The following is a 13,795-nucleotide window of genomic DNA, read 5'->3' as shown; positions in this document are numbered from 1 at the left end:
ATTACTCACCCGTCCGCCGCTAGGTCAAGTAGCAAGCTACTCTTCCCCGCTCGACTTGCATGTGTTAAGCCTGCCGCCAGCGTTCAATCTGAGCCATGATCAAACTCTTCAGTTTAATACTATGTAGTGCCTTAAAGGGCACCAATCTTGGCTCATCAATTTTCTGACAAATATTTCTCAAATAAACTTCGAGTAATTTCTACCATCAATCAATGAAAATAATTTCGATCGATCAACCAGTAAAAATCCACACAAGTTGTTCTTCATAATCTCTTAATGATCTTTCCAACACCTCGTCAGTGCCAGAAGCTGGACTTCGATAAACTCAACAACTCCGCCATTCTGCTTCGTTCGTTTCCGTCTATCTCGTCGGCATGTGCTCATTATAGGGCAATTTCTTACACGTGCAAGCGCTTTTAACGCACAGGAATCACGAGTGTTTTATTTTTATGCACCAAATTGGTTCAATTCCATACAATTCATTACATAAGTACATATTTTTAAAACAGAAATATAAATTAAATATTTCTGCTTTATTCTATGCCTAGTTTTTCACGACTGGTGCTTTAATCGTCACACTGGTGATTTTTACAGGGTTCACCGGCACATTTTGATGCATTCCATAGTTTCGGGTCGGTACTTTAGCAATCTGATCGACGATATCCATACCTTTAGTGACCTTACCAAATACCGCATAGCCGGCATTTCTAGCAGAACGATCCAGGAAATCATTATCGACCAGGTTCACAAAGAATTGTGCTCGGGCAGAATCCGGCTGATTGGTACGCGCCATGGCTAAAGTACCGCGTTTATTTTGCAGACCATTCGATGATTCATTTTTAATGGGTGCTTGAGTATTGGCTTTTTCTTGCATGTTCACATCAAAGCCACCACCCTGCACCATAAAGCCTGGAATGACGCGGTGAAAAATCGTGTCCTTATAGAAGTTGCTCTTTACATAGCTTTCGAAGTTCTTTGCCGAGATTGGAGCTTTGTCATTGAAGAGTTCAATTTCAATATTTCCAGATGAAGTCTTCATCTCAATAATCGTATTTGCAGCGAAGCTTGGTAGACTGACCGCAGCAAGTGCGATGACACATAATGATTTCTTTAACATTTATTAACTCATCTACTTAGAAGTAATGGTTGTGAATGACTATATATTAATCTTTTATAACTCATAATGCAGTGACCTGCCGACTAAAGACAAGAGAATAAGAATGAAGCATGCATTATTACAGGAGCAAAATATCCACCAGTTTCCACCTTGGCATTTGCAGGGTGAGGGTTTTATTCTGAATTATTGGCTGACCCCAAGCTTTATTGAGCAAGCGAAACAGTTCCGTATTGCGCCTTCTCCGCTGGGTCGTATGGTCCAAGTCTTATTGGTGCGTTATCACACTTCGCCGATTGGCCCTTATGAAGAGTTACTGATTCTGGATCATCCTTTAATTAGTAAACGGCGCCTCAGCTCGATTCCTAAAATTTATGTGTCTACCCATGAGTCTGTGGTACACGGTCAGCATTTATGGGGCATTCCCAAAGAACATGCGCAATTTGAATGGCAGGAAAAGGATCAGGAAGTACTGTGTCAGATTCAACACCAGAACCAGCATATGACGATTCGGCTGAAGAAAACCAAATCTGCACGCCAGTTCTATATTAATAGTCATCATATTCCAGCGTCTATGTTGAAAATCCAGCAAGCCTGGAAAGGCCAGCGTTTTCAGTTTAGTCCACAGTTTCGCGGTCACCTCTCCAAACTCTCGCAAGTAGAATGGCAAGATGCCGAGAATATATTTCCAGACTTTTCCAAAGCCAAATTGCTGCAAAGCTTTTATGTCCCCAAATTCAATCTGATCTTTCCTGAAGCGCAGATCAGCAGCAAAGTATAAGAACTGATAAAAACCTATCTATAAAAAAAGGTGTTTCATGAGAAACACCTTTTTGCATTTATGCTTTCGATTTAACTATTTTTGTCCCAGAATTTGCGGAAGTTCTTGCTGATCTCAATCACATATTTTTTGGCACGGCGGGAGATCGGGGTCAGGTTGATAAAACCATGGGCCTGATCGGTATATTCATCATAATGAACAGCTACACCATTCTGACGCAACTTGTGTGCATAGATTGAACCCTCATCATGCAGGACATCATGACGTGCTGTAATCACATAACTTGGCGGCAAGTTTTGCAATTCACCATAGGTCGGTGAAATCAGCGGATCATCCAGTTCAATCTGATGGGTTTGGGCATACATTAAGGTCACCAGATCAATATCCTGCTCTGAAAGTACCAGTCCATCTTTATAGGCATAGAAAGAAGGATGGCGGCTTTTAAAGTCGACCGCCGGATAAAGCAAAAGCTGCGCTCGTGCAGCATAAGATTTGCCTGCACTGCGCTGTGCCACGACAGTAGCCAGATTTCCACCCGCACTGTCCCCTGCCACGGCAATCCGGTTTTTATAGACTTTTAGCTGCTTGCTATGCTGATGTGCCCACGCCAAGGCATCTTCACAGACTTGTACCATCTGCAAGGGGCTAAATTCTGGCGTCAGCGGATAAGCTACGCTTAGCACCTGTACTTTGGCATGTACTGCCAGCAAGCGACAGAATTCATCATGGCTGTCCAGACCGCCCACCATAAATGCACCGCCATGATAAAAAATCACCATCGGCAACTTCTTTTGTGGAGCTGGATGATAATGCCGGGCAAAGATGCTGCCACTCTGTAGAGGAAGGCGGAGCTCTTCAACAAATTTGACCGCGGTCGGTCTAGCCCGGATGGCTTTCATACGTGCATCAAACAATGTGCGCGAATGAGCCAGATCCTCACTAATAAAACTGCTATGCCCCTGTTTTATCTGGATGGCCATCAGGCATTTAACCAATGGATCTAAATCAGGATAAACATGAGGATAATCCAGAGCCTTGACCAATGCTTCCTGTGCAATGCCAGGTAAGCGGTCCAGCATACGCGCTGCCGTCCCTTGTCCCTTTTCCATCACACTTTTCAGAACCGGAGGATTCACAGTCATTATTTTTAGTCCTTATTCTCTTAATTCTTCATAGTTTCTACACGATTAGTGTTTCAGTGACCATATTCTTATATAAGTCTTAATATCAATGTACATATAGCTTCTACTCGATACGTTACCCTCATTTATAAAAGATATCATTGACCGTTTAAAGGTTATTTTTGACGTACTTTTGCGAGCTTAAGTATATTTTTTATTACAAATCGGGAGGATGCCTATGGCTAGAAAAATTATAGCTCTGTCTTTGGCGACTGCATTTTTAGCTGTAGGCTGCGTCGCATTTCCTGAAGATGGTGGCTATTATGACGGCCGCTATGATCAGCGTTATGACCGTCGCTATGAACTGGACCGGCATTATGAACAAGATCGTCGCTATGAGCGGCAACGCTGGGAATATGAACAGCAACACAAACGTATTGAACTCGATCGACGTAAACAGGAATTACAACGTCGCAATTGGGAGCAGGATCGTAAAAGAAAGTTAGAGCTTGATCGAGGTAAAAGCCAACTGGAACGGCAGCGCCATGAACAGCAACGTAAAAATATCATGACGCAACGGCAAAAACAGGCAGAAGCAGAACGCAAGCGTCGTCAGGATCTGGAGCGTAAACGTGCAACAGATCAGCGCAGTAAAAAAGTCCAGCAAAATCGTTCTAATCAACGCTGGAATGACAACCGACGCCATCAGGAACAACGTTCACGGGATCGTCGTGACTAAGACTTGAATCACCCTCTCTATTAAAAGCCCAGACTGGGCTTTTTTAATGAAAAAGGTAGCTGCCAGATAGACAAAGACCCTAAAGAAAATTTCTTTAGGGCCTTTGCAGAGGGTTATGTTAAACGAACTTCCACTTCGCTTATGCTTCTCAGCAATTCAACCAGAACATCCTGTTCTCTACACAAATTATCCTATCGAATCAACTTGCTCTCATGAAGCGGACATTCACTATCCAAGCTGTAAGTTTTATCTTACAAACCGCTAAAATAGAGACGACTGATTCCAACAAATTCAAAAAAGGTAAATTCTGGACAAAAAAAGGCTTATCTAGAGAACAGGATAAGCCACGAAAACACATTTCAAAATAAGAAGAAACTACAGCGATAGAATCTGGAATAAATATTAATCAAAAGTTCATCTATTGTGAAAGACTTTATTGCTTAGATATTAATCGTTTTTATGTCTAATAAATAAACAGGCAAAAAAAAGCTGAGTTTTGGGGATACTCAGCTTGAAAAAAGCAATTCTAAAATAGGGCAACAGCAACCCGGTTCGGCTCTCTCCTCTGAACAAGGTCGCTGTTAATAGAAGTATGATGCAATTTTTTTACCAATACTTAAAACGGATTAAAATTATTAATTTGATTCAAAAATACGATTATTCATTTTTTATGTTTATATTCAAATACTTAATTCTTATATTTAGTCGCGAATTGAATCTATTCAGTTCAAAATTCGGATTCATCGCTGCTGATGTCCGTGTATTTTATTCTCATCCTATCCTGCTGTTGTGTTCTGAATAGCTTGTTCTGCTATCCGCTGGATTCAGTATTTTGTATAAATCTTAAATTTAATCTGGGTCGACGCTTGAATTTTTACACCCTGCCCCGATTTCTTTAGGTAATCAAGAACTTCACAACCATGGCAGTTCAGCATAAACGCAGTGAACACTGAGGCCTAAGGACTGTACATGTTTAAGAACCCATTTAAACGGAGTAAATCAATGGCGACTGAGCAAAACGAGCAAGCTCAACAACTTGAGCAAGAGCAAGCGGAACAAGATACAGCGCAAACTCAAGCTGAAACCGAGCAGGCTGAAGTTTCCGTTGAGTCTTTACAAGAGCAGATTGCGCAGCTTGAAGGTGATTTAAAGTTAGAAAAAGCCCGTACCGCCAATGCAGTCTATGAAGCACAAAAAAGTGTTGAACGTATTCAGCGTGAATCTGAAAAGCATAAAGATACGGTTCTGGAAAAGTTCTCTAAAGAGCTTCTAGAAACAGTCGACAATCTGGAGCGTGCCATTGTGGCTGCAGGTGAAGAGCAAACACCATTGCGTGAAGGCGTTGAACTGACCCTTAAATCGTTATTGCATACCTTGGAGAAATTCGGGGTTGTGGCAGTAGACACCAACAACGGTTTCAATGCTGACCTGCACCAGGCAGTCGGGATTGATCCAAATGCCAAAGCCAATGAAATTGGGACTGTTTTGCAAAAGGGCTACACGCTCAACAGTCGCTTATTGCGTCCTGCTATGGTGATGGTCGGCGCTTAAGCCAAATAATTTCGGGAGTTTGTGAAATTTTTCAAAAAATTTACTTGAAAAAAATCGAACGGCTCTCATATCGGATAACAAGTGTAAATCACAAAAAAATTTTAGAGGAAACATCCAAATGGCTAAAATCATTGGTATTGACTTAGGTACTACAAACTCATGTGTTGCAGTACTTGAAGGCGACAAAGTTAAAGTAATCGAAAACGCTGAAGGCGCACGTACCACTCCATCTATTATTGCCTATAAAGATGGCGAAATTCTGGTAGGTCAATCTGCAAAGCGTCAAGCAGTAACAAATCCGAAAAACACATTGTTCGCGATCAAACGTTTGATCGGTCGTCGTTATGAAGACCAAGCGGTACAAAAAGATATCGGTTTAGTTCCTTACAAAATCATCAAAGCAGACAACGGTGATGCTTGGGTTGATGTCAACGACAAAAAATTGGCGCCACAACAGGTTTCTGCTGAAATCTTGAAAAAGATGAAGAAAACTGCTGAAGATTACCTGGGCGAAACCGTAACTGAAGCTGTTATTACTGTTCCTGCTTACTTCAACGATGCACAACGTCAAGCAACTAAAGATGCAGGTAAAATTGCAGGTTTAGAAGTTAAACGTATCATCAACGAGCCAACTGCTGCGGCACTTGCGTTCGGTATGGACAAGAAAGAAGGCGACCGTAAAATCGCGGTTTACGACTTGGGTGGTGGTACTTTCGACGTTTCAATCATTGAAATTGCTGACCTTGATGGTGACCAGCAAATCGAAGTATTGTCGACTAACGGTGATACGTTCCTAGGTGGTGAAGACTTCGATAACGCGTTAATCGAGTTCCTGGTTGAAGAGTTCAAGAAAGAACAAAACTTTAACCTGAAACAAGATCCACTGGCGTTACAGCGTTTAAAAGAAGCTGCGGAGAAAGCGAAAATCGAGCTTTCTTCTTCAAATGCAACTGAAATCAACCTTCCATACATCACTGCTGATGCGACTGGTCCTAAACACTTAGTGATCAACGTAACACGTGCAAAACTTGAAGGTCTGGTTGCTGACCTGGTTGCGCGTACCATTGAACCTTGCCGTATTGCGCTTAAAGATGCAGGTCTTTCGACTTCTGACATCTCTGACGTGATCCTGGTAGGTGGTCAGTCTCGTATGCCAATGGTTCAACAAAAGGTTCAAGAGTTCTTCGGTAAAGAGCCACGTAAAGACGTAAACCCTGATGAAGCAGTCGCAATGGGTGCTGCGATTCAAGGTGCGGTACTTTCAGGTGACAAAACTGACGTACTTCTACTTGACGTAACTCCGTTGACACTTGGTATTGAAACCATGGGCGGCGTGTTGACTGCAATCATCGAGAAAAACACCACGATTCCTGCGAAGAAATCTCAAGTGTTCTCAACCGCTGCGGACAACCAGCCTGCTGTAGACATTTCAGTTTACCAAGGTGAACGTAAAATGGCGCAGCAAAACAAATTGTTGGGTAACTTCCAGTTAGGCGACATCCCACCTGCGCCACGTGGTGTGCCACAAATTGAAGTATCTTTCGACATCAATGCTGATGGTATCTTGAAAGTATCTGCGAAAGACAAGAGCACTGGTAAAGAGCAATCGATCCAGATTAAAGCAAACTCAGGTTTGTCTGATGCTGAAATCGAAGCAATGATCAAAGATGCTGAAGCGAATGCTGAAGAAGACCGTAAATTTGAAGAGCTTGCAAAAGCACGCAACGAAGCGGATGCTTTAGTTGCTTCTTCACAAAAAGCAGTGAAAGATCTTGGTGAACAAGTAACAGCTGACGAAAAAACTGCTGTTGAAACGGCGGTTTCTGAGCTTGAAGCTGCAACTAAAGAAAATGACGTTGAAGAAATCAAAGCGAAAACTGAAGCGCTGCAAAATATCATCATGCCAATTACACAACGTGCATATGAAGCTGCTCAAGGCCAAGGTGGTGCGCAAGGTTTTGACCCGAATGCATTCCAAGGCGGCGAAGGTCAATCTCAAAAAGCGGACGACGGCGTTGTAGATGCTGAGTTCACTGAAGTGAAAGATGACAAAAAATAATTTGTCGCTTTAACTGAAAAAACCGCGCGAAAGCGCGGTTTTTTTATGTCTCGACTTAAAAGAATAAAATAAAAATTACTAAAATTTGATCGTATTTTCAGGAAAATCTGTTTAAGTTAAATCCAACATTAAAATACCCTGAACCCATGAAAATTCTAATTTTGCTGCCTTTACTGAGTTGCTTGGGCCTGACAGCGTGTAGCCTGCCCGTTTCATCTCTCCTATCTCAAAGCACTTCGACTCAATCCACCCAAGCCATTGCCCAATTATTTGATCAGGCGCAAAGCGCGGGTGTTCTAGTGATTCAGCGTGGTCAACAGATACAGGTTTATGGTAATGATTTAAGCCGTGCAGATACCGAATATGTTCCCGCCTCTACTTTTAAAATGCTCAATGCCCTGATTGGCCTGCAACATGGCAAAGCCACAACCAATGAAATTTTTAAATGGGATGGCAAGAAACGCAGTTTTGCAGCCTGGGAAAAAGACATGACTCTCGGCGAAGCCATGCAAGCTTCTGCTGTACCCGTGTATCAGGAACTGGCACGTCGCATTGGCCTTGAATTGATGCAACAGGAAGTACAACGCATCCAATTTGGTAATCAGCAGATTGGTCAACAGGTCGATAACTTCTGGTTGGTAGGCCCTTTGAAAGTTACTCCAAAACAGGAAGTCCAATTTGTTTCTGCGTTGGCCCGAGAGCAACTGGCCTTTGATCCTCAAGTCCAGCAACAAGTCAAAGCCATGTTATTTTTACAGGAGCGGAAAGCTTATCGACTATATGTCAAATCCGGTTGGGGCATGGATGTGGAACCGCAAGTCGGCTGGCTCACCGGCTGGGTTGAAACACCGCAAGCCGAGATCGTGGCATTTTCACTGAATATGCAGATGCGAAATGGTATGGATCCGGCGATCCGCCTTGAAATTTTGCAGCAGGCTTTGGCCGAATTAGGGCTTTATCCAAAAGCTGAAGGATGATGCAAATAAGCATGGGAAAGGCATTAAAATTAAGCTATATTTTTAAAAAATAGACATTTAAATAAAAAATATGCGTCTTCTGCTCTGTCTGCTCGTAGTGGGATTGATCATGTCTGCCTATCTACATATGCAGGCCCAAACCCATCCTCAACTGCGCTATAACTCGCTGGCTGATCGCTTGACGCATCCTTTCGATACACGCTTACGTTTCCGAATTGATCAGGTCGATTCAGGCTTTGGACTAAGTAAAGATCAAGTCATTCAACTGAGCAAGGAAGCGATCGAAATCTGGCATCAGGGAAGCAATCGTGATGATTTGATGGTCTATGATGAAAATGCCAGGCTGAGTATTCACCTGATCTATGATCAACGCCAGCAAGACTATGATGCCTTGAAGAAAGTCGAAAAACAGTTGCTGGCAGATGACGCCAAGTATCAACGTCAGGTCAAAAATCTGGAAGCATCCCATCAGCATCTGGAAAGTCAGCAGCAACGCCTCATTCAGCAAAAAAACCAGATCAATAGTGAATTTCAAGCCTTACAGCAACGACGCCGTCAGCCAAATTTATCTGCTTATGAACATGAGCAGATTGAATATGAGGTTTTGGCTTTACAGCGCAAATCGGAAAGTTTTCAACGGGAACTTCAGTACCTTCAGGAACAGCAAAGTTCCTTTAATATGAATGTTTCCATGCATCAACATGGTCTGCAAAACCATCAGCAGAATATCATTCAAGCCCAACAGCGTTTCCCTGCCCGCGAATTTCATAAAGGCGTGTTTATGGGTGATCAAATTCATGTCTATCAGTTTGATGCAGAAGATGATCTCCGTCTGACTCTGGCACATGAACTCGGACATGCCTTGGGGCTGTATCACCATAATGACCCGGAAGCACTGATGTATCCGGTGCTGGGTAAACAGAATCTGCAACACTTCCAGCTGCGACCTGCAGACAAGACCTTGCTTTATAACCGTTAAGTGATCAGCTTGAATTCCCTAATTAATTTAAGTGTATAAGTATTATAAAAAACACTCTATTCTGATTTCATGTTATTGTGATTGGCTACATTGTTCAGGCCATCTTTGGAGATTCGTGTGAGTTACTACCATATTTTAATTGAAGTAAATGACCACATTAGTACGATTGATGAAACCCGTGATATCGAAATCTTTGATATCGAGGACATCCAACCCTATCTTCATTCGATTTTGCTGCCTTATTTCAATGAACAACTGATTGAACTCGACGATGAAAATCTGGAATATAAAGATATTCTGCATCTGGAAATCAAACAGACTTTATTGCCGATCAATGACCTGATCGAAGAAGAACAGCGTCTGTTGCCAAGCGATACCGACATTACCATTAGCGCCTATGAAATTTTCAATAACCGCGAGTTGAGTCAGGATGTTACTACTGTAATCTTTGATCTGCTTGAAGCGGTAAAACTGGATAGCTAAACTTTCCTCCAGATATAAAAAAGTCCTCATTGAGAGGACTTTTTTTGTGCATGGATTTAGATCGAGAATGAAGATCCACAACCACAGGTCGTGGTCGCATTCGGGTTTTGTACCACGAAACGTGAACCTTCCAGACCTTCTAAATAATCTACAACTGAACCGACCAGATATTGATAACTCAATGAATCGACTAAGACTTTAACATCACCATTGGCAAATTCTGCATCATCTTCATTCTGGCTTTCCGCAAAGTTAAAGCCATAAGAGAAACCTGAACAGCCGCCACCGGTCACATAGACACGGAGCATTAAGTCTTGGTTACCTTCACTGTCACGCAACTGGCGTACTTTATTTGCGGCATTGTCGGTGAGCACAAGCGCTTGGGCATTCATGGCGGATTCCTCTGTTGAATGGAATGTCTTTAAAAAGAAAAGACCATATTTAAGTATAGCACACTCAATATATGGTCAGTCTGCACAGATTAAAAGTCAAATCAGAGTAATTTTATCAGGATTATTTGTAGTTCTCATCCTGTAAGGCACATTCAAAATTTGTCGGATTCTGTTTGCAGCGGAATTGCCACAGCAATTTCATCATGCGTTTGTCATAAACGCCGCGTTTGGTCAGGTCAATTCGGGAATCCCGCATCATTTTCTGATAACCCGGTTTATCTGCCGCAGGAATATCCATCCAGTATTTCGAAGGAATATCCGCTTTCATTTTACCCAAAATACCAAAGGCACGTGGTAACTGGCTCTTAACCCATTCACGTGATTTTTGTCCGTATCCGGCCGGGAATTTATCGGGACGGATAATAATATTACCGGTAACCTGTAATACCGGATAATTCACAATCGCACCTTTACTACCCAACCCTTTATGTAATTCTAAAGGCTTAAATGCTGCAGCTGGTGCACCGATAATATCCACCTGACCATTGTTAAACATACTGGCAAAATTGCTGATTTCGGCACTCACTGCTTGTGCACCAACCTGCTGTACCATGATTTTTTGTGCTTCGTCATGGCTTAGTACCGCAATTTTTTTACCGGCTGCTTTGGCAACAGTATTAATACTGCGGTCGTTCACTAACAGAAAAGCATCACCTACAGGAATGACACCGACTACCTCATATTTGCCTTGCAGCATATGTTTGGCAAAAGTTGGACTGGCCAGTCCCTGCATCACTTTAACCGCCAGATTCAGATCTGGAATTGCACCAATGGCATCGAGTGAACCAGTAAAATTATTAAATTGACGGCCACGCATACCGGTAACACTGATCCCATCACATTTCCCGGCTTTAAAATCTTCTGCAACCACCGCTTCATTGGTATTGACCCGCAGTTCGACATCTGCACCCCAGTTTTTGGCTGCCAACTGATAGTCTTTCATCACACTATAGACATCACCGTTTTTACCAACCAGATCAAATACGCAAATCACCTGTTTAGCTTGCGCCAGACCTGAAACAGCCAGTGTCGCCGTAGCCAATGCCAGTGCTTTCCATCCTCTATGCATCATCCTCATTTCCTTATCGCTTGTTTTTGTTATTGCACTTTTAGTCACATGTGATTGTTTTTTATATAAAACATGCGAATTTAATAGTTAATCAAGCTTAAGCTATTTTATTCGCTGCACAATGGCAGATCTGACCTGGTTCAGCCATAAAAAAAGCCTAGATCAATCTAAGCTTTTTTCTTTAAAAATCAGATTATTCGCCAGCAATTGAACATTCAAAGTTGGCCTTATCGACAGAACAGCGTGCACGTTTTAAGACCGACATCATGCTGGCATCATAGATTCCGCGTTTGGTCATATCCATCCGGCCATCACGTAACATTTTCTGATACTTGGTTTTATCTTCAGCGCTCAGATTCATTTTATATTTCGACGGAATACCCGCTTCCAGACGGCTGATCATCCCCATGCTCTTTGGCAGGTTTTTGATAAACCAGTCACGCGATTTTTGTCCAAAACCTGCGGGGAATTTTTCCGGACGAATCACAAAATCAGAGGTGACATGCAGTACCGGGAAATTAAACATTGCGCCGTTATTACCCAGACCTTTATAGATTTCTAATGGCTTGTAGGCATAAGCAGGTGCACCGACCATATCCACCTGACCATTGTTAAATTTGGCGACAAAGTTAGAAACATCGGAGATCACTGCCTGCGCACCGACGCGCTGTACCATGATTTTCTGGGCATCGTCATAGCCGAGTACGGCGAATTTCTTCCCTGCGGCTTTTTCAATCGAATTGATATTCTTGTCACGAACAAAAATAAATGCTGAACCCAACGGTGAAATACCGGCAATTTCGTATTTTTTGCCGCCCATATTACTGACCATTTTCGCTGCATTACGTTTGTCCAGAGCAAAACTGATCGCACGCTGGGCAATGGCATTACTTGGTGCACCGCCCAGTGCATCAATAGAACCGGCAAATTTATTGTATTGACGGGCACGCATGGCTGTCATAAACACACCATCACATTTACCGGCCTTGAAGTCATTGTCGGCAACCGCTTCATCCTGACGGGCAATCAGATTGATTTCTGCGCCCCAGCCTTTTGCAGCCAGTGCCCATTCTTGCGCCATCTGGAAAGACTCACCGGATTTACCCAGTAAGTCAAACACACAGATATCGACTTTTTCTGCATGCGCCGCACTTGCAAAACCAAATGCAGAGAATGCAGCCAATGATAAGAGTGTTTTTTTCATTGTAGTTATCCTTTGAAATCTTGTTATTCGCTGAGTGTCCGTACACGGGACAAATATTAAGCAAGTTTAATTAAAAAAAATAGAGCATTTACTCCATTTAAAACCGGCATTTTGGCCTATAAAGATAAATCAGCAATAGTTGCCTAAGTTATTTTTAAATATATATTTAAATATCAATATCTTAATGTTTAAAACTGCTTTCTTATAATTACATTTACCCAGATATAGTTACAAAGATATACATGATTTCAGATTTATTCGCCACCAATCGAACATTCAAAATTGGTTCTTTCTACTGTACAACGCGCGCGTTTCAATACGTTCATCATGCCCTGATCATAAATCCCCTGTTTGGTTAAATCGATCCGCCCATCACGCAGAATCTTTTGGTAGGCCACACGATCTTCACGGCTTAGATTCAGAATATATTTGCTTGGAATCTCAGCTTCCATGCGCTTGACCATGGCAAAGCTGCGCGGTAACTGTTTCACAAACCAGTTTCGGGATTGTGCGGCAAAGCTTGCCGGAAACTCTTCCTGACGAATAATCAGATCAGCAGTGACATTAATCACCGGAAAATTAATCATTGCGCCTTGACGGCCTAGTCCTTTCTGTAATTCCAGCGGTTTAAATGCATAAGCCGGTGCAGCGACAATATCCACTTCGCCCTGATTAAACTTGCGAATAAAATTGGAAATTTCCGACATGACCGGTACTGCTTCAATCCGGTCGACCATGATTTTTTGCGCATAGTCATAATGCAGCACGGCAAATTTCTTGCCTTTGACCTGTTCCAGTTTATTTAGAGTACGATCACGAACAAAAATATAGGCTGGGCCAATCTGACCAATACCCGCCACTTCGAATTTTTCTTTGCCAATCTGGGTGATCAGGCGTTTGCTATTGCGTTTATCCAGTACATAGCTGATGGCTTTCATGGCAATGTCATTATTCGGCACGCCGCCAATTGCATCAATCGATCCAGCAAATTTGTTATAAGCCCGGGCACGCATTGAGGTCATATAGAAGGCATCACATTTTCCGGCTTTGACGTCCTGATCGACCTTGGCTTCATCCTGATAAGCGCTTAGCTGAATTTCGGCACCCCAGCCTTTTGCTGCCAGCGCCCATTCCTCCAGCAGTTTGTAAGACTCACCAGATTTCCCCAGTAAATCAAAAACACAGACATTCACTCTGGCTTGAGTTGAAGTCGACACCAAAATGCCCAGTGCCGATAAAATTAAACATCCCTTTTTCATTTTTATT

Annotated in this window: 13 protein-coding genes and 1 rRNA gene; 7 read left to right on the top strand and 7 right to left on the bottom strand. The window is 42.5% G+C overall.

The window, feature by feature from the left end; genetic code table 11:
* Both FTT86_RS13585 and FTT86_RS13580 read right to left on the bottom strand, forming a co-directional pair.
* Window positions 1-115: ribosomal RNA gene (locus FTT86_RS13585) — 16S ribosomal RNA — on the bottom strand; the annotation flags it as partial.
* A gap of 429 nt (window positions 116-544) precedes the next feature.
* Window positions 545-1,117 carry a peptidylprolyl isomerase A gene (locus FTT86_RS13580; protein WP_004647112.1) on the bottom strand — a complete coding sequence of 191 codons (573 nt, stop codon included), beginning with the start codon at window positions 1,115-1,117 and terminating at the stop codon, window positions 545-547.
* 103 nt (window positions 1,118-1,220) lie between these two features.
* Here FTT86_RS13580 and FTT86_RS13575 point away from each other — a divergent pair, with 103 nt between their 5' ends.
* Window positions 1,221-1,895 carry an acetoacetate decarboxylase family protein gene (locus FTT86_RS13575; RefSeq protein ID WP_004647113.1) on the top strand — a complete coding sequence of 225 codons (675 nt, stop codon included), beginning with the start codon at window positions 1,221-1,223 and terminating at the stop codon, window positions 1,893-1,895.
* A gap of 71 nt (window positions 1,896-1,966) precedes the next feature.
* Here FTT86_RS13575 and FTT86_RS13570 read toward each other — a convergent pair whose 3' ends face one another.
* The gene (locus FTT86_RS13570; protein ID WP_004647114.1) at window positions 1,967-3,037 is read right to left on the bottom strand and encodes an alpha/beta hydrolase; all 1,071 of its coding nucleotides are present in this window, start codon (window positions 3,035-3,037) and stop codon (window positions 1,967-1,969) included.
* A gap of 217 nt (window positions 3,038-3,254) precedes the next feature.
* Here FTT86_RS13570 and FTT86_RS13565 point away from each other — a divergent pair, with 217 nt between their 5' ends.
* The 6 genes from FTT86_RS13565 to FTT86_RS13540 all read left to right on the top strand — a co-directional run bounded on the left by FTT86_RS13565 (window position 3,255) and on the right by FTT86_RS13540 (window position 9,804).
* Window positions 3,255-3,755, top strand: a complete 501-nt coding sequence (locus FTT86_RS13565; protein ID WP_180181360.1) for a hypothetical protein — start codon at window positions 3,255-3,257, stop codon at window positions 3,753-3,755.
* Window positions 3,756-4,757: 1,002 nt separating this feature from the next.
* Window positions 4,758-5,306 (top strand): nucleotide exchange factor GrpE, encoded by a 549-nt coding sequence (grpE, locus tag FTT86_RS13560; RefSeq protein WP_004647116.1) that lies wholly within the window; start codon window positions 4,758-4,760, stop codon window positions 5,304-5,306.
* A gap of 118 nt (window positions 5,307-5,424) precedes the next feature.
* Entirely contained in the window at window positions 5,425-7,365 is a 1,941-nt protein-coding gene (dnaK, locus tag FTT86_RS13555) for a molecular chaperone DnaK (RefSeq protein WP_004647118.1), read from the top strand.
* A 146-nt stretch (window positions 7,366-7,511) separates the two neighbouring features.
* Window positions 7,512-8,342 (top strand): OXA-134 family carbapenem-hydrolyzing class D beta-lactamase OXA-283, encoded by an 831-nt coding sequence (locus FTT86_RS13550; protein WP_004647119.1) that lies wholly within the window; start codon window positions 7,512-7,514, stop codon window positions 8,340-8,342.
* Between the two features lie 70 nt (window positions 8,343-8,412).
* On the top strand, window positions 8,413-9,321 hold the full coding sequence (locus tag FTT86_RS13545; RefSeq protein ID WP_004647120.1) for a matrixin family metalloprotease: 909 nt from the start codon (window positions 8,413-8,415) through the stop codon (window positions 9,319-9,321).
* Between the two features lie 105 nt (window positions 9,322-9,426).
* On the top strand, window positions 9,427-9,804 hold the full coding sequence (locus tag FTT86_RS13540) for a hypothetical protein (protein ID WP_016806936.1): 378 nt from the start codon (window positions 9,427-9,429) through the stop codon (window positions 9,802-9,804).
* A 56-nt stretch (window positions 9,805-9,860) separates the two neighbouring features.
* Here the strand turns inward: FTT86_RS13540 and erpA are convergent, their stop codons facing one another.
* From erpA to FTT86_RS13520, 4 genes are all read right to left on the bottom strand, one after another.
* Window positions 9,861-10,196 (bottom strand): iron-sulfur cluster insertion protein ErpA, encoded by a 336-nt coding sequence (gene erpA / locus FTT86_RS13535; protein WP_004281944.1) that lies wholly within the window; start codon window positions 10,194-10,196, stop codon window positions 9,861-9,863.
* Between the two features lie 121 nt (window positions 10,197-10,317).
* Window positions 10,318-11,325 carry a putative solute-binding protein gene (locus tag FTT86_RS13530; protein ID WP_004647122.1) on the bottom strand — a complete coding sequence of 336 codons (1,008 nt, stop codon included), beginning with the start codon at window positions 11,323-11,325 and terminating at the stop codon, window positions 10,318-10,320.
* 193 nt (window positions 11,326-11,518) lie between these two features.
* Window positions 11,519-12,529: a putative solute-binding protein gene (locus FTT86_RS13525; RefSeq protein WP_005094844.1), complete on the bottom strand. Its 1,011-nt coding sequence runs from the start codon at window positions 12,527-12,529 to the stop codon at window positions 11,519-11,521.
* Window positions 12,530-12,783: 254 nt separating this feature from the next.
* Window positions 12,784-13,788 carry a putative solute-binding protein gene (locus FTT86_RS13520; protein ID WP_004647124.1) on the bottom strand — a complete coding sequence of 335 codons (1,005 nt, stop codon included), beginning with the start codon at window positions 13,786-13,788 and terminating at the stop codon, window positions 12,784-12,786.
* Window positions 13,789-13,795: the final 7 nt, after the last annotated feature.

This window comes from Acinetobacter sp. YH01021 (assembly GCF_013420255.1).
GTDB lineage: Bacteria > Pseudomonadota > Gammaproteobacteria > Pseudomonadales > Moraxellaceae > Acinetobacter.
This window is presented reverse-complemented; position numbering and strand designations above follow the sequence as displayed.

What these genes read in the sequence shown, in the direction of transcription:
- FTT86_RS13580 (WP_004647112.1), bottom strand. Translation starts at nt 1,117, where the DNA reads ATGTTAAAGAAATCATTATGTGTCATCGCACTTGCTGCGGTCAGTCTA.
- FTT86_RS13575 (WP_004647113.1), top strand. Translation starts at nt 1,221, where the DNA reads ATGAAGCATGCATTATTACAGGAGCAAAATATCCACCAGTTTCCACCT.
- FTT86_RS13570 (WP_004647114.1), bottom strand. Translation starts at nt 3,037, where the DNA reads ATGACTGTGAATCCTCCGGTTCTGAAAAGTGTGATGGAAAAGGGACAA.
- FTT86_RS13565 (WP_180181360.1), top strand. Translation starts at nt 3,255, where the DNA reads ATGGCTAGAAAAATTATAGCTCTGTCTTTGGCGACTGCATTTTTAGCT.
- grpE (WP_004647116.1), top strand. Translation starts at nt 4,758, where the DNA reads ATGGCGACTGAGCAAAACGAGCAAGCTCAACAACTTGAGCAAGAGCAA.
- dnaK (WP_004647118.1), top strand. Translation starts at nt 5,425, where the DNA reads ATGGCTAAAATCATTGGTATTGACTTAGGTACTACAAACTCATGTGTT.
- FTT86_RS13550 (WP_004647119.1), top strand. Translation starts at nt 7,512, where the DNA reads ATGAAAATTCTAATTTTGCTGCCTTTACTGAGTTGCTTGGGCCTGACA.
- FTT86_RS13545 (WP_004647120.1), top strand. Translation starts at nt 8,413, where the DNA reads ATGCGTCTTCTGCTCTGTCTGCTCGTAGTGGGATTGATCATGTCTGCC.
- erpA (WP_004281944.1), bottom strand. Translation starts at nt 10,196, where the DNA reads ATGAATGCCCAAGCGCTTGTGCTCACCGACAATGCCGCAAATAAAGTA.
- FTT86_RS13530 (WP_004647122.1), bottom strand. Translation starts at nt 11,325, where the DNA reads ATGCATAGAGGATGGAAAGCACTGGCATTGGCTACGGCGACACTGGCT.
- FTT86_RS13525 (WP_005094844.1), bottom strand. Translation starts at nt 12,529, where the DNA reads ATGAAAAAAACACTCTTATCATTGGCTGCATTCTCTGCATTTGGTTTT.
- FTT86_RS13520 (WP_004647124.1), bottom strand. Translation starts at nt 13,788, where the DNA reads ATGAAAAAGGGATGTTTAATTTTATCGGCACTGGGCATTTTGGTGTCG.